At 63.3% G+C, this 24,977-nt stretch carries 26 protein-coding genes; 14 read left to right on the top strand and 12 right to left on the bottom strand.

From position 1 onward, the window contains the following. The first annotated feature begins 80 nt into the window (after positions 1 to 80). Positions 81 to 857, top strand: coding sequence for a ferredoxin--NADP reductase (locus GYA95_RS19235; protein WP_015271797.1), 777 nt, complete (start codon positions 81 to 83; stop codon positions 855 to 857). 134 nt (positions 858 to 991) lie between these two features. Here the strand turns inward: GYA95_RS19235 and mscL are convergent, their stop codons facing one another. Continuing rightward, the gene (gene mscL / locus GYA95_RS19230) at positions 992 to 1,411 is read right to left on the bottom strand and encodes a large-conductance mechanosensitive channel protein MscL (RefSeq protein ID WP_015271796.1); all 420 of its coding nucleotides are present in this window, start codon (positions 1,409 to 1,411) and stop codon (positions 992 to 994) included. A 177-nt stretch (positions 1,412 to 1,588) separates the two neighbouring features. Here mscL and radA point away from each other — a divergent pair, with 177 nt between their 5' ends. Further along, the gene (gene radA, locus GYA95_RS19225) at positions 1,589 to 2,959 is read left to right on the top strand and encodes a DNA repair protein RadA (RefSeq protein WP_015271795.1); all 1,371 of its coding nucleotides are present in this window, start codon (positions 1,589 to 1,591) and stop codon (positions 2,957 to 2,959) included. 176 nt (positions 2,960 to 3,135) lie between these two features. On the opposite strand, the gene GYA95_RS19220 is transcribed toward radA, so the two are convergent. Next, positions 3,136 to 4,653 (bottom strand): nucleobase:cation symporter-2 family protein, encoded by a 1,518-nt coding sequence (locus GYA95_RS19220; RefSeq protein WP_013974213.1) that lies wholly within the window; start codon positions 4,651 to 4,653, stop codon positions 3,136 to 3,138. A gap of 263 nt (positions 4,654 to 4,916) precedes the next feature. Then, positions 4,917 to 5,279, bottom strand: a complete 363-nt coding sequence (locus GYA95_RS19215) for a PilZ domain-containing protein (RefSeq protein ID WP_013974212.1) — start codon at positions 5,277 to 5,279, stop codon at positions 4,917 to 4,919. A gap of 178 nt (positions 5,280 to 5,457) precedes the next feature. Between GYA95_RS19215 and GYA95_RS19210 the strand changes: the two genes are divergently transcribed. The 3 genes from GYA95_RS19210 (at position 5,458) to yjiA (ending at position 8,898) form a co-directional block, all read left to right on the top strand. Further along, on the top strand, positions 5,458 to 7,524 hold the full coding sequence (locus GYA95_RS19210) for a carbon starvation CstA family protein (RefSeq protein WP_015271794.1): 2,067 nt from the start codon (positions 5,458 to 5,460) through the stop codon (positions 7,522 to 7,524). Between the two features lie 13 nt (positions 7,525 to 7,537). Then, complete coding sequence (locus GYA95_RS19205; RefSeq protein ID WP_013974210.1) at positions 7,538 to 7,735, top strand: YbdD/YjiX family protein; 198 nt, start codon at positions 7,538 to 7,540, stop codon at positions 7,733 to 7,735. 185 nt (positions 7,736 to 7,920) lie between these two features. Then, positions 7,921 to 8,898 carry a GTPase gene (gene yjiA / locus GYA95_RS19200; RefSeq protein WP_015271793.1) on the top strand — a complete coding sequence of 326 codons (978 nt, stop codon included), beginning with the start codon at positions 7,921 to 7,923 and terminating at the stop codon, positions 8,896 to 8,898. Here the strand turns inward: yjiA and GYA95_RS19195 are convergent. After that, entirely contained in the window at positions 8,858 to 10,345 is a 1,488-nt protein-coding gene (locus GYA95_RS19195) for a methylenetetrahydrofolate reductase C-terminal domain-containing protein (protein WP_015271792.1), read from the bottom strand. The two genes, yjiA and GYA95_RS19195, sit on opposite strands and share 41 nt — an antisense overlap. Positions 10,346 to 10,660: 315 nt before the next feature. Here GYA95_RS19195 and metE point away from each other — a divergent pair, with 315 nt between their 5' ends. Further along, entirely contained in the window at positions 10,661 to 12,952 is a 2,292-nt protein-coding gene (gene metE / locus GYA95_RS19190; RefSeq protein WP_015271791.1) for a 5-methyltetrahydropteroyltriglutamate--homocysteine S-methyltransferase, read from the top strand. Between the two features lie 136 nt (positions 12,953 to 13,088). Here the strand turns inward: metE and GYA95_RS19185 are convergent, their stop codons facing one another. Further along, complete coding sequence (locus tag GYA95_RS19185; RefSeq protein ID WP_015271790.1) at positions 13,089 to 14,267, bottom strand: acetyl-CoA C-acetyltransferase; 1,179 nt, start codon at positions 14,265 to 14,267, stop codon at positions 13,089 to 13,091. Positions 14,268 to 14,443: 176 nt separating this feature from the next. Between GYA95_RS19185 and GYA95_RS19180 the strand changes: the two genes are divergently transcribed. The 4 genes from GYA95_RS19180 (at position 14,444) to GYA95_RS19165 (ending at position 17,771) form a co-directional block, all read left to right on the top strand. Beyond that, positions 14,444 to 14,710 (top strand): PepSY domain-containing protein, encoded by a 267-nt coding sequence (locus GYA95_RS19180; RefSeq protein WP_043936270.1) that lies wholly within the window; start codon positions 14,444 to 14,446, stop codon positions 14,708 to 14,710. Further along, positions 14,707 to 15,240, top strand: a complete 534-nt coding sequence (locus GYA95_RS19175; RefSeq protein ID WP_015271788.1) for a cytochrome b/b6 domain-containing protein — start codon at positions 14,707 to 14,709, stop codon at positions 15,238 to 15,240. The genes GYA95_RS19180 and GYA95_RS19175 overlap by 4 nt, the downstream gene beginning before the upstream one ends. A gap of 243 nt (positions 15,241 to 15,483) precedes the next feature. Beyond that, on the top strand, positions 15,484 to 16,695 hold the full coding sequence (gene fabV, locus GYA95_RS19170) for an enoyl-ACP reductase FabV (protein ID WP_015271787.1): 1,212 nt from the start codon (positions 15,484 to 15,486) through the stop codon (positions 16,693 to 16,695). 167 nt (positions 16,696 to 16,862) lie between these two features. After that, the gene (locus GYA95_RS19165) at positions 16,863 to 17,771 is read left to right on the top strand and encodes an alpha/beta hydrolase family protein (protein ID WP_015271786.1); all 909 of its coding nucleotides are present in this window, start codon (positions 16,863 to 16,865) and stop codon (positions 17,769 to 17,771) included. 128 nt (positions 17,772 to 17,899) lie between these two features. Here the strand turns inward: GYA95_RS19165 and GYA95_RS19160 are convergent, their stop codons facing one another. Genes GYA95_RS19160 through GYA95_RS19145 form a run of 4 tightly spaced genes read right to left on the bottom strand, consistent with a single transcriptional unit; the run spans position 17,900 to position 19,871 of the window. Continuing rightward, on the bottom strand, positions 17,900 to 18,241 hold the full coding sequence (locus tag GYA95_RS19160) for a HopJ type III effector protein (protein ID WP_003260709.1): 342 nt from the start codon (positions 18,239 to 18,241) through the stop codon (positions 17,900 to 17,902). Next, a complete protein-coding gene (locus GYA95_RS19155) occupies positions 18,234 to 18,530 on the bottom strand; it encodes a DUF1244 domain-containing protein (protein ID WP_003260708.1) in 297 nt (98 codons plus the stop codon). Before GYA95_RS19155 ends, GYA95_RS19160 begins: the two co-directional genes overlap by 8 nt. Before the next feature lie 9 nt (positions 18,531 to 18,539). Further along, complete coding sequence (gene folM, locus GYA95_RS19150) at positions 18,540 to 19,277, bottom strand: dihydromonapterin reductase (protein ID WP_015271785.1); 738 nt, start codon at positions 19,275 to 19,277, stop codon at positions 18,540 to 18,542. A 33-nt stretch (positions 19,278 to 19,310) separates the two neighbouring features. Continuing rightward, a complete protein-coding gene (locus GYA95_RS19145) occupies positions 19,311 to 19,871 on the bottom strand; it encodes a hypothetical protein (RefSeq protein WP_015271784.1) in 561 nt (186 codons plus the stop codon). Positions 19,872 to 20,090: 219 nt separating this feature from the next. Between GYA95_RS19145 and GYA95_RS19140 the strand changes: the two genes are divergently transcribed. Next, on the top strand, positions 20,091 to 21,023 hold the full coding sequence (locus tag GYA95_RS19140; RefSeq protein WP_015271783.1) for a MerR family transcriptional regulator: 933 nt from the start codon (positions 20,091 to 20,093) through the stop codon (positions 21,021 to 21,023). Here the strand turns inward: GYA95_RS19140 and GYA95_RS19135 are convergent. Together GYA95_RS19135 and GYA95_RS19130 are read right to left on the bottom strand one after the other, a co-directional pair. Then, positions 21,008 to 21,625: a hypothetical protein gene (locus GYA95_RS19135; protein WP_015271782.1), complete on the bottom strand. Its 618-nt coding sequence runs from the start codon at positions 21,623 to 21,625 to the stop codon at positions 21,008 to 21,010. The genes GYA95_RS19140 and GYA95_RS19135 overlap by 16 nt on opposite strands. Before the next feature lie 56 nt (positions 21,626 to 21,681). Continuing rightward, positions 21,682 to 22,110: a PAS domain S-box protein gene (locus GYA95_RS19130; RefSeq protein WP_015271781.1), complete on the bottom strand. Its 429-nt coding sequence runs from the start codon at positions 22,108 to 22,110 to the stop codon at positions 21,682 to 21,684. Between the two features lie 128 nt (positions 22,111 to 22,238). On the opposite strand from GYA95_RS19130, the gene GYA95_RS19125 reads away from it, so the two are divergent. Then, a complete protein-coding gene (locus GYA95_RS19125) occupies positions 22,239 to 22,694 on the top strand; it encodes a flavodoxin (RefSeq protein WP_015271780.1) in 456 nt (151 codons plus the stop codon). Between the two features lie 147 nt (positions 22,695 to 22,841). On the opposite strand, the gene GYA95_RS19120 is transcribed toward GYA95_RS19125, so the two are convergent. Beyond that, positions 22,842 to 23,723 carry a LysR family transcriptional regulator gene (locus GYA95_RS19120; RefSeq protein WP_015271779.1) on the bottom strand — a complete coding sequence of 294 codons (882 nt, stop codon included), beginning with the start codon at positions 23,721 to 23,723 and terminating at the stop codon, positions 22,842 to 22,844. A gap of 96 nt (positions 23,724 to 23,819) precedes the next feature. On the opposite strand from GYA95_RS19120, the gene GYA95_RS19115 reads away from it, so the two are divergent. Next, a complete protein-coding gene (locus GYA95_RS19115) occupies positions 23,820 to 24,206 on the top strand; it encodes a CidA/LrgA family protein (RefSeq protein WP_015271778.1) in 387 nt (128 codons plus the stop codon). Beyond that, the gene (locus GYA95_RS19110; RefSeq protein ID WP_015271777.1) at positions 24,196 to 24,882 is read left to right on the top strand and encodes an LrgB family protein; all 687 of its coding nucleotides are present in this window, start codon (positions 24,196 to 24,198) and stop codon (positions 24,880 to 24,882) included. Before GYA95_RS19115 ends, GYA95_RS19110 begins: the two co-directional genes overlap by 11 nt. Positions 24,883 to 24,977 lie beyond the last annotated feature (95 nt).

Genomic DNA, 24,977 nt, shown 5'->3' with positions numbered 1-24,977 from the left:
AGACGAGGCCCTACAAAGCAGTGGTTTTTATCCGCGTCACTTTGCGCGACACTGTGCGTACGCCAAACCTGGAGCCCGATATGACCGCTAGCGCCGAAAAGTTCACCCGCCAGACCCTGCTCGATGTTCAGCCACTCACGCCGAACCTCTTCAGCCTGCGGGTTACGCGCGATGCGGGGTTCCGCTTCCGTTCCGGCCAGTTTGCCCGCCTGGGTGTGACCAAGGCTGATGGCAGTGTGGTGTGGCGCGCTTATTCCATGGTCAGCGCGCCCCATGACGAGCACCTCGATTTTTTCTCCATCGTGGTGCCAGGCGGGGAGTTCACCAGCGAACTGAGCCGGCTGGGGGCAGGCGATACCCTGCTGATCGACCGCCAGGCCTTCGGCTTCCTTACCCTCGACCGCTTCGTTGGTGGCCGTGACCTGTGGTTGCTGGCGACCGGTACTGGTATTGCGCCGTTCATGTCGATCCTGCAGGACTTCGAGGCCTGGGAGCGTTTCGACAACATCAAGCTTGTGTACTCGGTGCGCGAAGCGAAAGAGCTGGCCTATGTGGACGAGATTGCCGGGCTGGAGCAGCGCGATTACCTGTCCGAATTCGCCGGCAAGTTGCAGTTCATTCCGGTGGTGACCCGTGAACAGCACCCAGGGGCGTTGAACCAGCGGATTACCACGCTGATCGAGAATGGCGAGCTGGAGAAGGCGGCGGGGCTGGAACTGTCGCCGGAACATTCGCGGGTGATGCTGTGTGGCAACCCGGAGATGATTGATGAGACGCGCAAGGTACTGAAGGCGCGCGACCTGCAATTGAGCCTGAGCAAGCGGCCGGGGCAGGTGGCTGTGGAAAACTACTGGTAAGGCCGTTGGGGCCGCTTTGCGGCCCATCGCGACACAAGGCCGCTCCTACAGGAACCGCGATTCCTGGGAGATGCAAAAACCTTGTAGGAGCGGCCTTGTGTCGCGATAGGGCTGCAAGGCAGCCCCCGGCAATCTCAAGGCAAGCGGTTCTGGTTCTGCGCCTTGAGAAGGTCGCGAATCTCGGTCAGCAAGGTCTCTTCTGCAGTTGGCACAGGCGGTGCAGTCGGCGCCACGGCCTCTTCACGCTTGAGCTGGTTGATCGCCTTCACCCCCATGAAGATGGCAAAGGCCACGATCAGGAAGTCGATCACGGTCTGGATGAACTTGCCATACGCCAGCATCACCGCCGGAACGTCACCTTCGGCAGCCTTCAGGGTAATTGCCAGGTCGCTGAAGTCCACGCCACCGATCAACAGGCCCAATGGCGGCATGACCACGTCACCGACGAAAGACGAGACGATCTTGCCGAAGGCCGCGCCGATGATGATACCAACCGCCATGTCGACGACATTGCCTTTGACCGCGAAGGCCTTGAATTCACTGATCATGCCCATGTTTGGTTCCTTGTAACAAAAGGTAAGGTTTACGCAGTGTAAGCCACTCAAACGCTTCATGCGTTGTGCTCAGGGCCACAGACTGCTGTTAGAACGAATAGTTTTGTCGCATCCCGAGGCGTTCGAGGCACGTCCAGCTCGGCTATCATGGCGGTTTTTTTCCAGGAGACCCCAGCCATGGCCAAGGCCAAGCGCTTGTATGGCTGCACCGAGTGCGGTGCGACCTTCCCCAAATGGGCCGGCCAGTGTGGCGAATGCGGGGCCTGGAACACCCTGGTCGAGACCATGATCGAAAGCGGCGGTGCCGCTGCGCCCAGTACCGGCCGTGCCGGCTGGACCGGGCAGCAGGCGCAGATCAAGACCCTGGCCGAAGTCAGCGTCGAGGAGATCCCGCGCTTCACCACCAGCAGCACCGAACTGGACCGCGTGCTGGGCGGTGGCCTGGTGGATGGCTCGGTGGTGTTGATCGGTGGTGACCCCGGCATCGGCAAATCGACCATCCTGCTGCAGACCTTGTGCAACATTGCCGTGGGCATGCCGGCGCTGTATGTGACCGGCGAGGAGTCGCAGCAGCAGGTGGCCATGCGCTCCCGGCGCCTGGGCCTGCCCCAGGACCAGCTCAAGGTGATGACCGAAACCTGCATCGAGACCATCATCGCCACGGCCCGCGTCGAGAAACCGCGGGTCATGGTGATCGACTCGATCCAGACCATTTTCACCGAGCAGCTGCAATCGGCACCCGGCGGCGTGGCCCAGGTGCGCGAAAGCACGGCGTTGCTGGTGCGCTACGCCAAGCAGAGCGGCACGGCGATCTTCCTGGTCGGCCATGTGACCAAGGAAGGTTCGCTGGCCGGCCCGCGGGTACTCGAGCACATGGTCGACACCGTGCTGTATTTCGAGGGCGAGTCCGATGGCCGCCTGCGCCTGCTGCGGGCAGTCAAGAACCGCTTTGGCGCGGTCAACGAGCTGGGTGTGTTCGGCATGACCGACCGGGGCCTGAAGGAGGTGTCCAACCCCTCGGCGATCTTCCTCAACCGCACCCAGGAGGAAGTACCGGGCAGCGTGGTGATGGCGACCTGGGAGGGCACCCGACCGATGCTGGTGGAGGTGCAGGCGCTGGTCGACGACAGCCACCTGGCCAACCCGCGCCGGGTGACCCTGGGCCTGGACCAGAATCGCCTGGCCATGTTGCTGGCAGTGCTGCACCGCCACGGCGGTATTCCCACCCATGACCAAGACGTGTTCCTCAACGTGGTGGGCGGGGTGAAGGTGCTGGAAACCGCTTCTGACCTGGCGTTGCTGGCGGCGGTGATGTCCAGCCTGCGCAACCGGCCCCTGGCCCATGGCCTGCTGGTGTTTGGCGAGATCGGCCTGTCTGGCGAGGTACGGCCGGTGCCCAGTGGTCAGGAGCGTTTGAAGGAGGCCGCCAAGCATGGTTTCAAGCGGGCCATCGTGCCCAAGGGCAATGCCCCGAAAGAGGCTCCGGCCGGGTTGCAGGTGATTGCCGTTACCCGGCTGGAGCAGGCTCTGGATGCGTTGTTCGAATAGTTTGTCGCCTGTACCGGCCTCTTCGCGGGTACGCCCGCTCCCACAGGATCACCTCAGTCTCCGAAACTTGTGCAGTCCCTGTGGGAGCGGGCGCGCCCGCGAAGAGGCCGGTACAGGTAAATGAAAAAGGGGCCGACGATGCGCATCGGCCCCCCACCTCACCGCTCAGTCAGCGGTCAATGCTCGGCAACCGCACTGCGCCTGACCGTTTCATTGCCATGCTCGTCCAGTTCCAGCATCGGCACCTCATTACCCTCGGCATCGAACAGCTTGCCATCCTTGAAGTAGTCGCCATCACGCAGCGCTGAAATGTCCGAGTACTGGATGGTGCGCTCGTACGCGGCGGCAAACACCGACTGCTGGTCCGAGTTGCCGGCGGTGAAGTGGTTGAAGATCAGGTTCAGCAGGATGGCCATGATCGCCGCCGAGCTGATGCCCGAGTGGAAGATGGTCTCGAACCAGTTCGGGAAGTGGTGGTAGAAGGTCGGTGCGGCAATCGGGATCATGCCGAAGCCCAGCGAGGCAGCGACGATGATCAGGTTGACGTTGTTCTTGTAGCTGACCTTGGACAAGGTGCGGATACCGCTGGCTGCCACGGTGCCAAACAGCACGATGCCCGCGCCACCCAGTACCGGAGTAGGGACTGCGGCAATCACCCGGCCCATGATCGGCAGCAGGCCGAGCACCACCAGGATCAAGCCACCGGTGGCCACCACGTAGCGGCTCTTGACCCCGGTCACGGCTACCAGGCCGACGTTCTGGGCGAACGCGCTCTGGGTGAACGAGCCGAAGATTGGCGCCAGGATGCTCGATGCCATGTCGGCGCGCAGGCCATTGCCCAGGCGTTTGGAGTCGACCTTGGTGTCGATGATCTCACCCACGGCGAGGATGTCGGCCGAGGTTTCCACCAAGGTCACCATGATCACGATGCACATCGACAGGATCGCGGCGATGTGGAATTCCGGCATGCCGAAATGGAACGGCGTGGGGAAGGCGAACATCGGGCCCTCTGTGACCTTGCTGAAGTCGGCCATGCCCAGCGCCCAGGCGATCAGGGTGCCGACCACCATGGCCAGCAGGATCGACAGGCGTGAAATCGCCGCGCTGCCCAGCTTGCTCAGCAGCAGCACGATGGCGAAGGTCAGGGCCGCCAGGCCGATGTTGGCCACGCTGCCGAATTCCGGCGAGGCGCTGTTGCCACCCATCACCCAGCGAGCGGCCACGGGCATCAGGGTCAGGCCGATGGTGGTGATGACGATGCCGGTCACCAGCGGCGGGAAGAACTTGGTGATGCGCGAGAACACCGGGGTGATCAGAAAGCCGATCAGCGATGCTGCCATGACCGCACCGAGCACGCCCGGCAGACCACCGCCGCCCTCGCTGCTGAGGATTGCACCCATGGTTGCCACGCCGGCGAACGAAACGCCCTGCACCAGCGGCAACTGGCAGCCGAAGAACGGCAGACCGAGGGTTTGCAGCAGGGTGGCCAGGCCACCGGCAAACAGCGAAGCGGCGATCAGCATGCCGATTTCGGCACCGTTCAGGCCCGCGGCCTGCCCCAGGATCAGGGGTACCGCGACGATCCCCCCGTACATGGTCAGCACATGCTGCAGACCATAGGCCAGGTTGGCACCAAGGCCGAGGTTTTCATCCTCGGGGCGCTTGGCGGGAGACGTGCTAGGGGACGTAGTCATGGAGCAGGCTCTCTGTTTATTGTTGTGGTGCTACTGTAGACACTTCCTACAAATGATTGCCACAAGAATTGTATACAATATTTTGATCGGAGCGCGCACAAGAGCGCCCGCAAGGTGTGCGAGAGCTCAATGCAGAAGGCGTACCAACTTGTCAGAGGCTGTACTAGAGGGGTGTGTACAAAGCGCTGCTACCCAGGCTTAAAGCTGTCTGGGTAGACAGGAAACAAAAGGTGGGGAAGCGATTAGCTAGCTAAGAGATTTCATTATTCGATCAGTTCGCGCAGCTCACGCATCATTTCGGTGCTGTCGGCCACGTTCAATTCCACAAGACGGTGCAGATGGCTCATCGAATCGAGGTCGATGTACAAGCAGATGAAACCCAGGCGGTCTGGTTCCTCATGGCGTAGTTCAACCTGCATCTGCACGCGTGCATCGGGGCCCAGGTGAATGATGGCATCGAAGTCCTGGGTCAGGTCGACATCCCAATTGGCCGGTCGTTCGATCAGCAAACCCTTGAGGGAAAGGTCCAGCAGCTTCGCAGGCCAGCGTCGCAGGCCCTGGCGCAGCTCGGTGGGGGCGTCGAAATCGATGCGCTGGAAACGGCGGCGTTCGTCGTGGTCGCTCATGGGTTAGATCCTCGCATAGGTCTTCAGGTGACATCCTGACTATAGTTAGAGTGGTATGTACATCAGGTACCGCAATCTGGCCGCAGAGGCTCTAGACCAAAGCAAGTGTGGCAATGCGCGATGACTCGCCCTAGACTCGATGGGCGGTCTTTTCCAATCCACCAGCTGGAAGCAAACCATGAACAACAATAATAGCCTGCTACGCCACATTCCGTGGCTGGCGCTGGCAGTCATAGGAGCCTGTGCGCTGGGTGTGGTTGCCCTGCGTCGCGGCGAGGCGATCAATGCCTTGTGGATCGTGGTCGCGGCAGTGGCCATCTACCTGGTCGCCTATCGTTACTACAGCCTGTTCATCGCCACCAAGGTGATGCAGCTCGACCCTCGCCGTGCCACCCCGGCGGTGCTCAACAACGACGGCCTGGACTACGTTCCGACCAACAAACACATCCTCTTCGGTCACCATTTCGCCGCCATCGCTGGCGCAGGCCCCTTGGTCGGCCCGGTACTCGCCGCGCAGATGGGCTACCTGCCCGGTACGCTGTGGCTGATCGCCGGCGTGGTGCTGGCTGGTGCGGTGCAGGACTTCATGGTCCTGTTCCTGTCCACCCGCCGCAACGGCCGCTCGCTGGGCGACATGGTGCGCGAGGAGATGGGCCGCATTCCAGGCACCATCGCGCTGTTCGGTTGCTTCCTGATCATGATCATCATCCTTGCGGTGCTGGCATTGATCGTGGTCAAGGCCCTGGCCGAAAGCCCTTGGGGCATGTTCACGGTGATGGCGACCATCCCGATCGCGATGTTCATGGGCATCTACATGCGCTACATCCGTCCGGGCCATATCGGTGAGATATCGGTCATCGGCGTGGTGCTGCTGCTGGCTTCGATCTGGCTGGGGGGCCAGATTGCCGCAGACCCGACCTGGGGCCCGGCGTTTACCTTTACCGGTGTGCAGATCACCTGGATGCTGGTGGGCTACGGTTTCGTCGCCGCGGTACTGCCTGTATGGCTGGTACTTGCGCCACGTGACTACCTGTCGACCTTCCTCAAGATCGGCACCATCGTCGGCCTGGCCATCGGTATCCTGATCATCGCGCCCGAGCTGAAGATGCCGGCGCTGACCCAGTTCACCGACGGCACTGGCCCGGTGTGGAAGGGCACCCTGTTCCCGTTCCTGTTCATCACCATCGCCTGTGGTGCGGTGTCCGGCTTCCACGCGCTGATCTCCTCGGGGACCACGCCGAAGCTGCTGGACAACGAAACCAACGCTCGCTACATCGGCTACGGCGGCATGCTGATGGAATCGTTCGTTGCCATCATGGCCATGGTCGCCGCCTCGGTGATCGAACCAGGCGTGTACTTCGCCATGAACAGCCCGGCCGCGGTGGTCGGTGCCGATGTGGCGTCGGTGGCGCAGACGGTCAGCAGCTGGGGCTTCCTGATCACCCCTGAGCAACTCGAGGCCACTGCCCGCGACATTGGCGAGCACACCGTGCTGGCTCGTGCCGGTGGTGCGCCGACCCTGGCTGTGGGTATCGCGCAGATCCTGCACCAGGTGCTGCCGGGTGAAAACACCATGGCCTTCTGGTACCACTTCGCGATCCTGTTCGAGGCGCTGTTCATCCTCACCGCAGTGGACGCCGGCACCCGTGCCGGGCGCTTCATGCTGCAGGACCTGCTGGGCAGCTTCGTGCCGGCGCTCAAGCGCACCGAATCGTGGACTGCCAACCTGATCGGTACTGCCGGCTGCGTGGCCCTGTGGGGCTACCTGCTGTACCAGGGCGTGATCGACCCGCTGGGTGGCATCAATACCCTGTGGCCGCTGTTCGGCATTTCCAACCAGATGCTGGCGGGTATCGCCCTGATGCTCGGCACCGTGGTGCTGATCAAGATGAAGCGTCAGCGCTACGTCTGGGTCACCCTGCTGCCGGCCGTGTGGCTGCTGATCTGCACCACCACTGCCGGCCTGATCAAGCTGTTCGATCCGAACCCGGCAGTGGGCTTCCTGGCCCTGGCCAAGAAGTACAGCGCCGCGCTGGACGCCGGCCAGGTACTGGCCCCGGCCAAGGACATCGGGCAGATGCAGCACGTGATCTTCAACGCCTACACCAATGCCGGCCTGACCGTGCTGTTCCTGGTGGTGGTGTTCAGCGTGCTGTTCTTCGCTGTAAAGGTCGGCTTCGCCGCCCTCGGCCGCAAAGAGCGCACCGACAAGGAAACCCCGTTCCAGGCCCTGCCTGACGCTTGAGAGGACTGCTGCGATGTTCAACGACCTGGGTCGACTGGGTAAATACCTGGGGCAGGCAGCCCGCCTGATGGTCGGCATGCCCGACTACGACAACTACGTCGAGCACATGCAGACCAAGCACCCGGACAAGCCGGTCATGACGTACGAGGAGTTCTTCCGCGAACGCCAGGAGGCGCGTTACGGCGGCAAGTCCGGGCCCAAGTGCTGCTAAGTCCAGGCTAGCGCGGTGCTATGTAGGAGCGGCCTTGTGTCGCGATCGGGCCGCAACGCGGCCCCGGCAATTTTGGCTGCGAAGCTGAAAATCCGGGGCCGCGTTGCGGCCCGATCGCGACACAAGGCCGCTCCTACATGGATCGCGCTCTCCCCGTCCATTTCACTGCACAGGAGATGTTCTGCGTGCAGACGCCTATCCCCGTAACCGTACTCACTGGCTTCCTCGGTGCCGGCAAGACCACCTTGCTCAAGCACATGCTCAAGGCCGAGCACGGCCTGAAGATCGCCGTGATCGAAAACGAATTCAGCGAGGCCGGCATCGACAGCCAGCTGCTGGGCGACGAGCCGGTGCAGGTGATGACCCTGGCCAATGGCTGCGTGTGCTGCAGCATCCACGGCGACCTGACCCGCGCCTTGTACCTGCTGCTCGAACGCCTGGATGCCGGCGAGATCGCCTTCGACCGCCTGGTAATCGAATGCACCGGCCTGGCCGACCCGGCGCCGGTGGCCCAAACCTTCTTCATCGACGAGGAACTGCGTGAGCGCTACATCCTCGATGGCATCATCACCCTGGTCGATGCCGCCCACGCCGAGCTGCACCTGACCCAGACCATCGCCCAGGCCCAGGTCGGCTTTGCCGATCGCCTGCTGCTGAGCAAGACCGACCTGGTCGAGCCCGCTGCGGTGGAGGCCCTGCGCGAGCGCCTGGCCCGCATCAATGGCCGGGCGGCGATCCGCGTGGTCGAGCATGGTCGCATCGACCTGGCCGAGCTGCTGGATGTGCGTGGTTTCAACCTCAACCCCGATCTGGGCGCGAACCTGAAGCCAGCGCTACGCCCGTTGCTCAAGCCCGCTACCCCGGACCGGATCTCCACCTTGGTGCTGCGCACGGAAAGCGCGCTGGACATCGACCGCCTCAGCGACTTCATGAACGAACTGCTGGAAACCCACGGCAAGCAGCTGCTGCGCTACAAGGGCGTGCTGAACATTGCCGGTGAAGCGCGCAAGCTGGTGTTCCAGGGTGTGCTCAAGCTCTATGGCTTTGACTGGGACGCCGAGTGGGCCGAGGGTGAAACTCGCGAGAGCGTGATGGTGTTCATCGCTGACGAATTGCCCGAGGCTACGATTCGGGCTGGGTTCGAGGCGCTGGCTGCGGGCTGAGCTGACGCGGCGTCTGGGCCTGGAACCACTGCGGCCATGAGCTGCGGTGGCGTGTCTCGAGCTCGATGCACGGGATCAGGCGCTCGGTCAGCAGCGCCGTCTGCCGCACCGCCTTGGCGGTGCGGTACTTGACGCTGTGGATGCATTCGCGGTCGCCGAACTCGCAGCGGTTCAGCGCGGTGCCGCCGCAGGGGCCGTTGGCCAGGCCCTTGGGGCAGGTTTCCGGGCAGATGTACAGGGTGTCTTCCAGGCGGCAGCGGCCACAGGTTTCGCAGCCTACCAGCGGGTGCTTAACCGCGTGTTCCACCTTGTGCAGCACCTGTGCGCCAAGGCGGGTAGCCCACATCGGTTGGCGCACGGCCCAGCCAAATGCCTTGCTCAGGCTATTGCGGCGGCTGAACAGCAGCGAATGCATGCCGTGCATCAGGTGATAGCGCGCTTTCTCCTTGAACGAGGCATCGACCCGTGACTCGCCCTGGCGCCAGCTTGCCTGCGGCGGATGGAAGCTGACTGCCGGCAGGCCGGGCATCTGCCAGCTGGCCTGCCAGGCCGGCGCCCATTGTTCCAGTGTGTGGATTTGCGCCTGCCAGTGCTCGATGCGTGCCTCCAGGGCCAGCAGTTGCTTGAGTTCGTGAACCCCCGACAGATGCACGCCGGCGTAGCCCATCAGCTTCACGCCGATGATCTGCAAGGCCAGGCGGTCGACGCTGCGCGCCTGGGCAAAGGCCTTGGACTGCGCCGCTTCCGCTTCCAGCATGTCGCGCATGGACGGCGTGACGGTCACGCCGGCCACGTGTTCGAGCATCGTCGCGCGCCCGTGAGTGAGGCTCATCAGGCAGGCCAGCATCGGCCTGGGCGCGGCCTGGCGGTTCATCCAATGCATGGCTTCCTGGTGTTTGCCGGCATCGAAGCCCAGTTGCAGGGTGAGGAAGTCGGCGCCCGCCGCCAGTTTTTTCTCGGCCTTGAAGTATTGGGCACCGCCTTCGTCCTCGCAGTACTTGAACGGGTTGAGCGCCGCGCCAAGCAGCCAGTGTGGGCAGGCCTGGCGGGCGATCTGCAGGGCTGCGACCGATTCCAGGTAGCGCACCGGGCGTTGGCCAGGCTGGTGGCCGGGCAGGCGGTCGCCGGTAAGCAGCAACAGTTGGTCGAGGCCTGCGGCATCCATGCGTTGCAGTTGGGCGAGCAGGTGGTGGCGTTCGCGGTCCTTGCCGGAGAAGTGCGGCAGGGCGGGTACCGGGTTGCTGAACGAGGCGAGGGCGTCCAGTGGCGACATGTCCAGCGGGCTGCCGACGCGGTCGCCGATTGCCACGGTCATCGGCCAGCCGCACAGGTGCGCACGGGCCAGGATCGCGTCCATGGCGGCGAAGCGCTCTGTGGAGGGCTTGGGGACGAACTCCATGACGCAGACGAAGGTTTTTTCGCGCAGCGCGGTTTTCAGCAGGCTCATGGGGCCGGGTACCTGATTTGGTCAGGCTGGCATTGTGCGGCAGAAGGCGGGTGCGGTCATGTCCGGATGCGCAGGCTGGTGCTCTGAATGAGACATCCGGGCTTGCCTGTGCCGGCCCTTTCGCGGCTAAAGCCGCTCCCGCAGGGTGGCGCGGTACCTGTAGGAGCGGCTTTAGCCGCGAAAGGGCCCGTACAGGCAGTACAAATTCACGAACATGAATAAATCTTGAGTTCATATCAAATTTAATGAGTTTGTCTCAAGATGAAAGTGCCCGGAAAATCCCCTCATTCATTTATGCATGCTGAGGGACAAGACATGGCACTGGCACACAACCTGGGCTTTCCACGTATCGGCCGCGACCGCGAGCTGAAAAAGGCCCAGGAAGCCTTCTGGAAGGGCGAACTCGACGAAGCCGGCCTGCGCGCCGTCGGCCGCGAGCTGCGTGCCCGCCACTGGCAGGTGCAGAAAGACGCTGGCATCGAACTGCTGCCGGTTGGCGACTTCGCCTGGTACGACCAGGTGCTCACCCACTCGCTGACCTTCGGCGTGATCCCGCAGCGCTTCCGCAGCCACGACGCTGCCAGGCCCACTCTCCAGACCCTGTTCGCCATGGCCCGTGGCGCCGTGGGTGACAATTGCTGCGGCGGCGCGCACGCCCAGGAAATGACCAAGTGGTTCGACACCAACTACCACTACCTGGTCCCCGAATTCACTGCCGACCAACAGTTTGCCCTGAGCTGGGAGCAACTGTTCGAAGAAGTGGCTGAAGCCCAGGCCCTGGGCCATGCGGTCAAACCGGTGGTAATCGGCCCGCTGACCTACCTGTGGCTGGGCAAGGCCAAAGGTGGCAATTTCGACAAGCTGGAGCTGCTCGACCGCCTGCTGCCGCTGTATGACCAGATCCTCAACCGCCTGGCTGCCCAGGGCGTGGAGTGGGTGCAGATCGATGAGCCGATCCTGGCCCTGGACCTGCCTCAGGACTGGAAGAATGCCTACGAGCGCGTCTACAACATCCTTCAGCGGGCGCCACTGAAGAAGCTGATCGCCACCTACTTCGGCGGCCTGGAAGACAACCTGGGCCTGGCCGCCAACCTTCCAGTCGATGGCCTGCACATCGACCTGGTGCGGGCGCCCGAGCAGTACCCGACCATCCTCGACCGCCTGCCGGCCTACAAGGTGCTGTCGCTGGGCCTGGTCAACGGCCGCAACGTCTGGCGCTGCGACCTGGAAAAGGCGCTGGAGGTACTGCGCCATGCCCATGAGCGCCTGGGTGAGCGGCTGTGGGTGGCGCCGTCCTGCTCGCTGCTGCACAGCCCGGTGGACCTGGACCGTGAAGACCAGCTCGATGCCGAACTGCACAGCTGGCTGGCCTTCGCCGTGCAGAAGTGCCAGGAAGTGGCGCTGCTGGCCAAGGCCATCAATGCCCCGCACGCCGCCGACGTGGCCGCCGCATTGGCCCAGAGCCAGGCCGTGCAGGCCAGCCGCGCCGCTTCGCCGCGTATTCACAAGCCTGGCGTGCAGGCCCGCCTGGCAGCCATCAAGCCCGCTGACAGCCAGCGAAAATCAGCCTTTGCCCAACGTATCGTCAAGCAACGTGCGGGGCTCGACCTGCCGGCGTTCCCGACCACCACCATCGGTTCGTTCCCGCAGACCTCGGCGATTCGTCTGGCACGCCAGGCCTACAGGCAGGGCAAGCTGACCGAGGCCGATTACGTCGAGGCCATGCACAGCGAGATCCGCCATGCGGTGAAAATCCAGGAGGACCTGGGCCTGGATGTGCTGGTGCACGGCGAGGCCGAGCGCAACGACATGGTCGAGTACTTCGCCGAGCAGATCGATGGCTATGTATTCACCCGCTTTGGTTGGGTGCAGAGCTATGGTTCGCGATGTGTGAAGCCTGCGGTGATCGTTGGCGACCTGAGCCGGCCGAAGGCCATGACCGTGGAGTGGATCACTTATGCCCAGGGCCTGACCAGCAAGGTGATGAAGGGCATGCTGACCGGCCCGGTGACCATGCTGATGTGGTCGTTCCCGCGTGAGGACGTGAGCCGCGAAGTGCAGGCGCGCCAGCTGGCGCTGGCGATCCGCGACGAAGTGGTCGACCTGGAAGCGGCGGGTATCAGGATCGTGCAGATCGACGAAGCGGCGTTCCGTGAAGGCTTGCCGCTACGCCACGGCGCCTGGGCCCATTATCTGGAGTGGGCCACCGAGGCCTTCCGCCTGTGTGCTTCGGGGGTGCGTGACGAAACCCAGATTCACACCCACATGTGCTACAGCGAGTTCAACGACGTGATTGAGTCGATCGCGGCGATGGATGCCGACGTCATCACCATCGAGACCTCGCGGTCCGACATGGAACTGCTGGCGGCTTTCGAACGGTTCGCCTACCCCAACGAGATCGGCCCGGGTGTGTATGACATTCACTCGCCACGGGTGCCGACCCGTGAGGAAATGGTCAAGCTGCTGCACAAGGCTGCCCAGCGTATCCCGGCCGAGCGCCTGTGGGTCAACCCGGATTGCGGGCTGAAGACCCGCGGCTGGCCGGAGACCGAGGCAGCGCTGGTGAACATGGTCGCAGCTGCCCGCGAGCTGCGTGCCACTGCCTGATTTTCTTGTTGCCTGTACCGGCCTCTTCGCGGGCTTGCCCGCTCCAACAGGGATATCACTGGATTCAGCTCAGTGGGGTCCCTGTGGGAGCGGGCAAGCCCGCGAAGAGGCCGAGCCTGCTTGAGTCAGTCCGAGATCACCGCTCGATTGCCAAGGCCACGCCTTGCCCGCCACCAATGCACAGGGTTGCCAGGCCTTTCCTGGCGTCCCGCTTGATCATCTCGTGCAGCAGGGTCACCAGCACCCGGCACCCGGACGCACCAATCGGGTGGCCAAGGGCAATCGCCCCGCCATTCACGTTGACCCGCGTGGCATCCCATTCCAGCGCCTTGCCCACGGCCAGCGCCTGCGCGGCAAAGGCTTCGTTGGCTTCGATCAGGTCCAGATCGGCCAGTTGCCAGCCGGCCTTGTCCAGGCAGCGCTGGGTGGCCGACACCGGGCCGATGCCCATGATCGCCGGATCTACACCGGCACTGGCGTAAGCCGCGATCCTGGCCAGCACCGGCAGGCCCAGGGCCTTGGCCTTGGCGGCGCTCATCAGCAGTACGGCGGCGGCACCGTCATTCAGGCTCGAGGCGTTGCCAGCGGTGACGCTGCCGTCCTTCTTGAACGCCGGGCGAAGTTTGCCCAGGGATTCAGCGGTGGTATCCGGGCGTGGCTGTTCGTCCCGCGCGAACACCTTGGGTTCTCCCTTCTTCTGCGGCAGCACGATCGGGGTGATTTCATCATCGAAGCGGCCGGCTTCCATCGCCGCCACCGCCTTGCGCTGCGACTCGGCGGCAAAGGCATCCTGCTGCTCACGGCTGAGGCCGTACTGGTCCACCAGGTTTTCGGCGGTGATACCCATGTGGTAGTCGTTGAAGGCATCCCACAGGCCGTCGCTGATCATGCTGTCGATCAGCTGGCCATGGCCCATGCGCTGGCCGGTGCGGGCTGAAGGCATCACATAAGGGGCAAGGCTCATGTTCTCCTGGCCGCCGGCGATGACCACCTCGGCATCACCGCAGCGAATGGCCTGAGCGGCCAGGTGCAGTGCCTTCAGGCCCGAGCCGCAGACCTTGTTCAGGGTCATTGCCGGCACGCTGAAGGGCAGGCCGGCCTTGATCGCGGCCTGGCGTGCCGGGTTCTGCCCGGCGCCGGCGGTAAGCACCTGGCCGAGGATGACTTCATCGACCTGCGCCGGGGCCAACCCGGTCTGTTCCAGCAGGCGCTTGATCACGGCGGCACCGAGGTCTACTGCAGGCACAGTGGCCAAGGCGCCCTGGAAGCTGCCGATGGCGGTACGGGTTGCGGCGACGATGACCACGTCGTTCATGTTGTTGTTCTCCGTGCGATGGGCGTAATGCCTCAAGCATCGGTGGCTTTGGCTCATTTGTTAAGTTTGTTTTTCTTTGCGATTGATGTGTAAAGCAAATGAATGAGCGCGAAGCGACCTGCGGAACTATGCTCAGGGATGCGCTATTACACTCATCTGGATGGGAGCACATGCCCATGCGTACATTGATCGCCATGACCCTCCTGATCGGCAGCAGCGCTGCATTCGCCGCCACCGAATGCACCACCGCTGACAAAAACACCTGGCAGGATCAGGAAAAATTCCAGGCGCAGCTCAAGGAGCAGGGCTACAAGATCAACAAGTTCAAGGTCACCAAGGGTAACTGCTACGAGATCTACGGTTTCGACAAGGATGGCAAGAAGGTCGAGATCTACCATGACCCAGTGACGGGCAAGGCAGTCAAGACCGAGTACCACGATTGAACAGCGACGGCACGGTACAGCTGTGGGACCCCCTGCTGCGGCTGTGCCACTGGTCGATCGCCGTGGTGTTCTTCGCCAACTACTTCTTCAACGAAGAGGGTGAAGGCTGGCACCAGTGGCTGGGCTACTACGCACTAGCCGTTGTGGTGGTGCGTGTGGTCTGGGGCTTTGTCGGGCCACGCAGCGCGCGCTGGGCCGATTTCTGGCCATCCCCGGCAAGCCTGGTCGGACATGCCCGTGCGCTGCTGCATGGGGGGCTTGACCATCATATGGGGCATTCGCCGATTGGCGCCCTGGTGATGGTGCTGATGCTGACTTGTATCGCCGGCCTGGGCCTTACCGGGTGGGCGTCGCAGGAGGTGGACGCACTGTTTGGTGTCGACTGGCCGATGGACCTGCACAGCTGGCTGGCCAACGCGCTGCTGGTGCTGGTTTGCGTGCATGTGCTGGCGGCCATCTACGAGAGCGTGCGCATGCGGGAAAACCTGCCGTGGTCGATGATCACGGGGCGCCGTCGGCACCGCGATTGACGTTGGCAGCCACTTCCCGGCTGAACCTGCTCCCACAGCTACTGCGCAGCCCTCAAGATCTGCGCGGTCTCTGTGGGCAGGTTTACCCGCGAGGAGGCCGGCACAGGCAAACCTTGGTTTTGAATCCCTTTGATCACCCCGTAATATGTGTCGGATAACCTGCGGGGGTAGTCTCACCCTCTGATCAACCGGAATCGCCCATGGCGGCGCTTCCCCCGGCATAAACCTGACGAGGTACAGACATTGGCCATCATTCATCCTAAGGTCCGCGGTTTCATCTGCACCACGACTCACCCGAAGGGCTGCGAGCTCAACGTCCGTGACCAGATCGAAGCCACCCGCAAGCTGGGCGTGCGCGAGGATGGCCCGAAGAAGGTTCTGGTCATCGGTGCTTCCAGCGGCTACGGCCTGGCAGCTCGCATCACCGCGGCGTTCGGCTTCAAGGCCGACACCTTGGGCGTGTTCTTCGAAAAACCAGGCACCGAGACCAAGGCCGGCACCGCTGGCTGGTACAACGCTGCAGCCTTCGACAAGTTCGCCAAGGCCGAGGGCCTGTACAGCAAATCGATCAATGGTGACGCCTTCTCCGACGAAGCTCGTGCCAAGGTCATCGAACTGATCAAGAACGAAATGGGCGGCAAGGTCGACCTGGTCATCTACTCGCTGGCCTCGCCAGTGCGCAAGCTGCCGCAGACCGGTGAACTGGTGCGTTCGGCCCTGAAGCCGATCGGCCAGCCGTACAAGTCGACCGCCATCGACACCAACAAGGACACCATCATCGAGGCCAGCATCGAGCCGGCTACCGAGCAGGAAATCGCCGATACCGTCACCGTCATGGGTGGCCAGGACTGGCAGTTGTGGATCGACGCCCTGGCTGGCGCCAACGTGCTGGCCGAAGGCGCCCGCACCGTGGCCTTCAGCTACATCGGCAGCGACATCACCTGGCCGATCTACTGGCACGGTGCGCTGGGCCAGGCCAAGCAGGACCTGGACGAAACCGCCCTGCGCCTGGACAAGAAGCTGGCCGGTGAAGTCAAGGGCGGCGCCAACGTGGCGGTGCTGAAGTCGGTGGTTACCCAGGCCAGCTCGGCAATCCCGGTGATGCCGCTGTACCTGTCGATGGTGTTCAAGATCATGCAGGAGAAGGGTGTTCACGAAGGCACCCAGGACCAGCTGGACCGCATGTACCGCGACCGCATGTACCGTGCCGACGGCGCGCCGGCCGAGGTCGACGAGAAGGGCCGCCTGCGCCTGGACGACTGGGAACTGCGTGATGACGTGCAGGACGCTTGCAAGGCGCTGTGGCCACAGGTGACCACCGAGAACCTGTTCGAGCTGACCGACTATGCCGGTTACAAGAAGCAGTTCCTCAACCTGTTCGGCTTCGAGCGCGCTGACGTCAACTACGACGAAGACGTGGCTACCGATGTGAAGTTCGACTGCATCGAGCTGTAATCGATGCCGGCCTGTACCGGCCCTTTCGCGGGTAAACCCGCTCCCACAGGGATCCCTTTTAACTTGAGGGAGATGGAGTACCTGTAGGAGCGGGTTTACCCGCGAAGAGGCCGGTACAGGCTATAAAATCTTTGCTAGCTTTGGCGCACAACAACAGGGAATGTGCCATGAGCAGCCTCACCCAACCCGCCACTGCCTTTCGCCACACCGCAGCCGACGGCTACAGCCTCGGCGGTTTCCGCTGGCGCCACGCCCGACCTGACCCCCAGCGCCCGCTGGTGATCATCAACGCTGCCACTTCGGTACGCTGCCACTACTACTCGCGTTTCGCCGACTACCTGTTCGCCCAGGGGTGCGATGTGCTGACATACGACTACCGTGGCATTGGCGAATCCCGCCCGGCCTCGCTGCGTGGCTTCCAGGCATCCTGGAGCGACTGGGGCCGGCTGGATTTCGAAGCCATGCTGGTGAATGCCGCAGAACATTTCCCCGGCCAGCCGGTGGATGTGGTGGGGCACAGTTTTGGCGGCTGCGCAGTGGGGCTGGCACCGTCGGCGCACAAGGTACGCCGGGTGGTGATGGTTGGCGCGCAATTCGCCTACTGGCGCGATTATGCGGCTGACCAGCGTTGGCAGCTGTTCTGCAAGTGGCATGTGGTAATGCCGCTGCTCACCCGTGTGTTCGGTTATTTTCCCGGCAAGCGTCTGGGTTGGCTGGAGGACACGCCATCCGGCGTGGTGCACGATTGGACCACCCGTACCCCGCGCTATGAGCACCGACCCAGCGGGCGTGCACTGGAGGCACTACCGTTCGCCCAGGTGCGGGCGGCGACGCTGGCCATCAGCCTGACCGATGATCCCTTTGGTACCGTGGCGGCGACCGAGCGTTTGCTGGGTTATCTGCAGGGCGCCGAGCGCCAGCACCTGCGTATTGCGCCTGTGGATATCTCGGTCGATGAAATTGGCCATTTCGCGTTCTTCCATGACCGCTTTCGCGAAAGTTTGTGGCCGGTGGCCTTGCAGTGGTTGCAGCAGGGTGGCTTGGCGGGAGGGGTGCCGGGAACCATCATCAGCTGAGGTTGGTTTCGAGATTTTGGGGCCGCTCTGCGGCCCTATCGCGACACAAGGCCGCTCCTACAAGGGAACGCGGTCTTCTGTAGGAGCGGCCTTGTGTCGCGATGGGCTGCAAAGCAGCCCCGGCTATCTCAAGCCTTGCGCGCAAGCGGCAGCTCGGCGAACTTGACGCCCGCCAGCCCATGCTTGATCAGCGCACGGATATTGCCATGGTCGCTGCCCTCGGGCGTGGCCACCACGTCACGGTAGTGCTCGCCAAAGGCCAGCAGCGCTTCCTGGTCGCTCAGCCCTTCCAGCAGCGCCAGGCCCAGGGTCTTGCACGAACCTTCGTTCTGCCCGGCTGCATTCGCCACGCCGCCATTGTCGAAGGCCTGTGGCTGGTAGCTGTAGTTGTCGGCAATGAACGCCAGGGTGTCGGCAAACACGTGTTGGCCGCTGGCCAGGCTGGCGCGCAGGGTGTTCAGGTCAGTCACGAGGTTTTCCTTTTTCGAACGCCGCTTGTTGGTCGGCGCTGGCTTCTTTCTGGTATTGGGCTTTCCACTCGGCGTAAGGCATGCCGTACACCGCTTCGCGGGCGTCATCCAGGCTCAGGTCGAGCTGGCGCTCGTCAGCCGCGGCCTTGTACCACTTGGACAGGCAGTTGCGGCAGAAGCCGGACAGGTTCATCAGGTCGATGTTCTGCACGTCGGTGCGCTTCTGCAGGTGTTCGACCAGGCGCCGGAACGCGGCGGCCTCGAGTTCGAGCTGTTGCTGTGGGGTCATGGGCTTCTCTCAGGTCATGCGGTTCTTCAGGTGGCGGCCACCGTTGATGACCACCTGGCTGCCGGTGCTGTACTGGCTGGCGAGCAGGTACTTGACCGTCTCGATCAGCGGGCCGGCGCCGGGTTCGAACTCCAGCAGGGCCTTTTTCAGGGTCTGCTGGCGGTAGGTTTCGTCACCCCCTTCCTTGAGGATCAGCAGCCCGGGCAGGATACCGTTCACACGCACCTTGGGCGCATATTTTTCGGCGAAAGACAGCACCATGTTCTGCAACGCGGCCTTGGTCGCGGCGTAGCCGATGTGGCTTTTGCTGCCGCGCGAAGAGGTTTCGTCGCAAATGTGGATGATGTCGGCCTTTTCCACCTTGGCCAGCAGGTCGCCCAAGGCCAGGTTGAGGTGGTAGGGCGCTTCGACGTGAAGGCGGAACATGGTCTCGAGGTTGTCGAGGCCATCGTCGAGCCACAACGAGGCGTTGTGGATGATCGCGCGCAGGCCGTCGTAATGGTTGTGCAAGTAGTCGATCAGGGCCTGTCGATCGGCCAGCTGGCACAGGTCAGCCTGGAACTGCACGATGTTCGGGTGAGCCGCTTGTGGCTGGACGCTGCGGCTGGCACTGACCACCGTATGGCCGGCCTGCGCCAGTTCAAGGGCCAGGGCCAGCCCGACGCGCTGGCTGGCTCCGGTAACGAGAATGGGGCTGTTCATGTTCGGGGCGGTCAACTTGTCTGTCCTTTGGTTGCCGCCCAGCATACCCGAACTGTCTACCGCGTGTACGGCCTGGCCTCAGCGGCTGCGCAGGGCGCCGGCAGGGGCGGGGGACGCATGCAGCCAGCCGGCCAGCAGACGGGTGGACAGGGGGATGAACAGGTAGACCATCACCGGCGTCAGGCCCAGGGTGCTGAGCAATACCCGTGGTACCAGGTCCAGCGCAGCGAGCCAGTGGCCGAACACCAGGTTGAACACCAGCGAGACCGGGAAGAAGGCCAGCCAGATGGCCACAGCCTGCTTCCAGCGTGGTGGTTTTTGCACCATGTTGGTGCCAAACCAGTCGTCGATGCCGCTCACGCGCGCTTCCTTGGGGCGTTCGAAAAGGCCGTTGCCGCGTTGCAACCAGGCCCGACGCGAGGCGGAATGTTCCCAGGCATGCAGAGTCGGCTCGTCGCTGAAACGAAAGATGATCTGGAATTCGTCGCTGTCGCGGGGTGGCGCGAGGATGCCCGAGCCAAGGTAGCCGGGGAAGTCGGTGGCCAGCTGCTCGCCTTCATGCAGCCAGGCCAGCAGGTCCTGGTAGCGGCCATGGGCGGCGCGGCGCGACACCATCAAGGTGACGGGTGGGGTAGACATCGTGTATCTCCTGGCAACGGGGCTGGCGGGTAGCCGGCCCCTTTGGCTGAGTGGCCCGGGGTGGTGGGCGACACAGGCATGCATGCAAGAATCGGGCGCGGATTATCGCCCATCTGCGATCTTCGGCAACTGTAAGCCGGCAAACGGTTGCGCCCCAGCGCCTGGTATTGCCGTAGTAGACTAGGTGTTCAACTTGGACACACAGGGAACCCCGTGCAGATGAACGAACAGGGACTGAATCCGGTAATCGATGCGGGCCTCGCGCAGGACCTGTTTCCGATCCGTGAGGTTTCCCGCCTGACTGGCGTCAATGCCGTGACCTTGCGCGCCTGGGAGCGCCGCCACGGTCTGATCCAGCCTACCCGCACCGACAGCGGCCACCGCCTGTATTCCCAGGCCGACATCGATGACATCCGCCGCATCCTTGGCTGGCTGGAGCGCGGCGTTGCGGTAAGCAAGGTTGCCAGCATCCTCGCGCGCGACCATGCCCGTGCCGGGCAGGCAGGTGTCGCGACTGGCGCATGGGGGCGCTGGCAGCAGCAAATTCGCCAGGCGTTACAACGTTTTGACCTTGTCGGCCTGGACCGCCTGTTCGACGAGGTATTTGCCGCCTGCACCCTGGACCAGGTATTCAGTGAAGTGTTCATGCCTGTGTGGCATGACCTGGCGGCCGGTCAGGGCGGCTACGGGCAGGCCAGCGAGTGGCTGTTCCTCGATCAGTTCCTGCGTGGCCGGGTGTATACCCGCTTGCAACTCGCCCGCGCGCCGCGCAGCCGCATGGTGCTGCTGGCGCCATTGCCGGGGCAGTGCCACGAGTTGGATTTGCTGGTGACCAGCCTGACCTTGGGCTGCGATGAAGTTGGCGTGACGCCACTGGCGAGCGCGCAGCCGCTGGCAGAACTGGCACTGGTCTGCGAACGCCTGAAACCGGATGCCCTGGTGCTGTTTTCCCATCAGCCGCCCACGACGGAGCTCACACGGCGGCTGACGCGCCTGGTGGCTGGGCTGGAGTGCCCGTTGTTACTGGCGGGTGAAGCGGCGGAACTGGCACAGGACAGCCTGGCTGGCAGCCCGATCGCTTGCCTGGGTGCGCAGGGTAGCGTGATGCGCCAGCGTTTGCGGCAGTTTCTGGCCGGTCAGTTCGATACCTGAGTGTGTAGCTCGGGGTGGGCCCGGCGATGGGCCTGGAGGATGTAGTCGCGCAGGCGTTCGATCTCTTCGGCCGGGCTTTGGCTGAGGTCGTAGGCTGCCAGGTCCGGGCCGATGCGCCGGCCCAGCACGCCATGCAGTTCGATGGGGGGGATGCCATCAGGGGCGAAGCGCAATTCGAAGTGGGCTGGTGCCGCTGGCAGGCCACGGACTTCCAGCAATGTACCCTTGAACGAGATCTCGCGAACCCACAGGCCAGTTTCCTGCCCATGGGCATCGAGCAGTGCGCTCGGCTTCTCCATCGACAGGCGCCAGGGGCGCAGCATGGGGCCGTCCTCGTAGATTTCCGGTGAGCCCAGTTGCAGGTGCAGGGCGTGGAACTCGTCTTCCACCAGTTGCAGCGGGAAGCTGATTTGCTGGTTGTTGAACTGGGCCTGCAGGGTTACCTGCTCGTTGGCCACCAAGCGGGTGAGCAAGCTCTGGATGCGGCGGTCGCCATTGACCAGCAGGCTCGACATGGGGTCGGCCAGGTTCAACTGCGGCGAATGCTGCATGTTCTGTATGAAATCCAGCTCGTCCTGGGTCAGGAGCGCTTCTGCTTGCATGATCGAACTCGATGGCGATTTCTTCAACGGGATTGACCGTGCGTGGCGTACTTGGTTCAGGTGCGTTCGTCGGGTTTCCGACGAACGCGCAGTTGCGCCAGTTCCCGCTCCAGTTCGACCTGGCGAGTGACGTCTTTCTGGATACCGATGAAGTAGGTGCGCTGTTCGGCGTCGTGCCTTACCGGGGTGATCGACAGTTCGTTCCAGAAAGCGCTGCCATCCTTGCGGTAGTTGCGCAGCACTTCGCGGCACGGTCGGCCTTCGGCCAGGGCCTTGCGGATGCGGGCGCGGCCAAGCTGGTCGCGGTCGTCGGCCTGCAGGAAGCGGCAATCCTGGTAGAGGATTTCGTCACGGCTGTAGCCGGTCAGGCGTTCGAAGGCCGCGTTCACGTAGATGAGGATGGTGTCGTCGCCTTCCTGTTCGGCGACCACGATGCCGTCATTGGACGCATCGACCATGGATTGCAGTAGTTGCGCGTTGATCATGTTCGGGCCATTGAATAAACAAGGGTGCGAAGCAGGGCTTAGGATGGTGACTTTGGTAGAGGCGGCCTTTTGCCAGCGCCGGATGCTAGTATCCTACGTTTTCACTCAGTTTCGGAATCCACTACCCGATGAAAGTCGCCATTATTTCCGGATCGGTCTACGGCACCGCCGAAGAAGTCGCCCGTCACGCTGAATCGCTGCTCAAGGCTGCGGGCCTGGAGGCCTGGCATGCGGCGCGCGCCACCTTGCAGGACCTTGAAGGTTTCGCCCCCGACGCCTTGCTGGCCGTGACCTCGACCACTGGCATGGGCGAACTGCCGGACAACCTCATGCCGTTGTATTGCAGCATTCGCGATACCCTGCCTGCGGCCTGGCGTGGTCTGCCGGGTGCGGTGATTGCCTTGGGCGACAGCAGTTATGGCGATACCTATTGCGGTGGTGGCGAGCAGATGCGCGAACTTTTTGCCGAACTGGGCGTGCGCGAAGTGCAACCGATGTTGCGCCTGGATGCCAGCGAGACGGTGACTCCGGAGGCGGATGCAGAGCCTTGGTTGGCTGAGCTTGTTCAAGCACTGAAGGCCTGACTCGAGGCTTCACGCGAGCCCTTGTAGGAGCGGCCTTGTGTCGCGAAAGGGCTGCAAAGCAGCCCCTGGATTCGGCAGCGCAGCAGATATTGCTGGGGCTGCTTTGCAGCCCTTTCGCGACACAAGGCCGCTCCTACAGGGATCGCGTCAGCCGTGATGTTTGCGTAGTAAAGACAACCACGCCTGCGCCGCCCGTGACAGATACGCCCCGCGCCGCCAGATGAACGCGATATCCCAACGCAAATCCGCCGGTGAGCGAAGGGGCAGGCGCACCACACCGGGGCGCCCCAGCGCTTTCGCCACCACACGGGGCAGCAACACCACACCCTGGCCCGCCGCTGCCAGCGCCGTGAGGAAATCCGCCTGGCCACTGCGACCGCCTTCCTTGGGGGTAAAACCCTGCTGCTGGCACGCCTTCAGCAGCCGGTCATTGAGCACGAAGCTGCGTTGGTAAAGCAGGAACGGGGTATCGGCCAGCTGCCACAGATCTACCGCTTCCTGGCCTGCCAGCTCGTGCCCGGCAGGCAACAGTGCATCCATTGGCTCGTTGCAGAACGGCTGGTAGTCGAACGCCTCGTCACTGGGCGTCAGGCTGCCTCCCAGTTCCAGTTCGCCACTTCTGACCGCCTGTTCGATGCTGCGACTGCCACCTTCTAGCAAGTGGATTGCAATGTTCGGGTGACGCCGCCGATATTCGGCGAACAACCCGGCGAACAGCGCGTCGCTGCCCAGCATCGGCAGGCCCAGCCGCAGTTCGCCGCGGCTCATCTGGCTGAGGTCGTCCAGTTCGCCGAGCAATGCCTGACGTTGACGCAGCAAGGCTTCGCCGCGCTCCAGGACGATGCGCCCGGCAGCGGTCAGGTGCAACTGCGAGGCCTGGCGCTCCAGCAGCGGCTGGCCCACATCTTGCTCCAACTGAGCCACCTGCTTGCTCACCGCCGACTGGCTGATGTGCAGGGTCTGCGCGGCCTGGGTAAAACCGCCGCGGTGGACCACTTCGATAAAGCTGCGCAGCTGTTTGAATTCCATGATCACAATTCCATTCTGGAATGTTGTTCAGTCTAACAATTCGCTTCTGGCCTAGGCAGCCAAAACTTAAAATGAGGGCCTGTAGAGGACCCCCCCATGAAACCTGCGTTGTTGAAAAAAGCCCTGCGCCTGCTCGTCGAGCTGGCGATCCTCTGTGCTCTGTTCCTGCTCGGTGGCCAGCTTGCCACTTGGTTGGGCTGGCCGATTCCTGGCGGAGTGATGGGCTTGGCATTGCTGCTGTTGCTGTTTGCCTCAGGTGTGCTCAAGCCAGCCATGCTGCAACTGGGCGCAGGCTGGCTGATGGCTGAGATGCTGCTGTTCTTCATTCCGGCGCTGATGAGCCTGCTCGATTATGGCGCTCTGATCCGTGACGAGGGCTGGCGCATCCTGCTGGTGATTGCCGTGAGCACCCTGACGGTAATGGTGGTGACCGCGTTGACTGTGGAACTGGTGTGCCGCTGGAGGTTGCGCCATGAGCCTTGAACCCATGCCGCTGTTCTGGCTGGCCCTGACCTTGCTGGCGTACCTGGGCAGCCGCTGGCTGTACCGGCGCAGCGGGCGCTACCTGCTGTCGCCGCTGATCCTGGTGCCGGTACTGTTGCTGGCGGTGGCCGTGCCGCTGCACACCGCTTATGCCGAGTACGCCCGCAACACCCACTGGCTGATGAGTGTGCTTGGCCCGGTGACCGTGGCATTTGCGGTGCCGATCTGGCAGCAACGGGCCATGCTGGCGCGCCACTGGCCGGCACTGATGATGGGTATGGTCGCCGGTAGTAGCGCTTCGATCGCCAGTTCCTGGGGGTTGGCTCATATGTTGGCGCTGGACAGCGCGACCAGCCTGTCGCTGGTGCCGCGTTCTATCACCACGCCCTTTGCCATGCCACTGGCCCATGACCTGGGTGGCGTACCGGAGCTCACGGCGGTGTTCGTGATGTTCACCGGCGTACTGGGCGCCATGCTCGGCGGCGTGCTACTGCGCTGGTTGCCGTTGCGCACGCCGCTGGCGCGGGGCGCGCTGTTCGGTGTGGGCGCCCATGGTGCCGGTGTCAGCCGGGCACAGGAGGTAGGCCGGGAGGAGGGTTCGGTGGCCGGCCTGGTCATGGTCCTGACCGGGCTGTTGAACCTGTTCGCGGCACCGCTGCTGGCTGTGCTGCTCTGACCGTTCGTGCCACTGACTCGCCAAGTCATCAAGCTGGCTGGCAACGCAAGTTCCAGCCCATGGGCTGCTGGCTAGACTCAGCCTCGACATAGAGA

Origin of the sequence: Pseudomonas asiatica (genome assembly GCF_009932335.1) — a bacterium.
In the GTDB taxonomy this organism is placed as follows: domain Bacteria; phylum Pseudomonadota; class Gammaproteobacteria; order Pseudomonadales; family Pseudomonadaceae; genus Aquipseudomonas; species Aquipseudomonas asiatica.
This window is presented reverse-complemented; position numbering and strand designations above follow the sequence as displayed.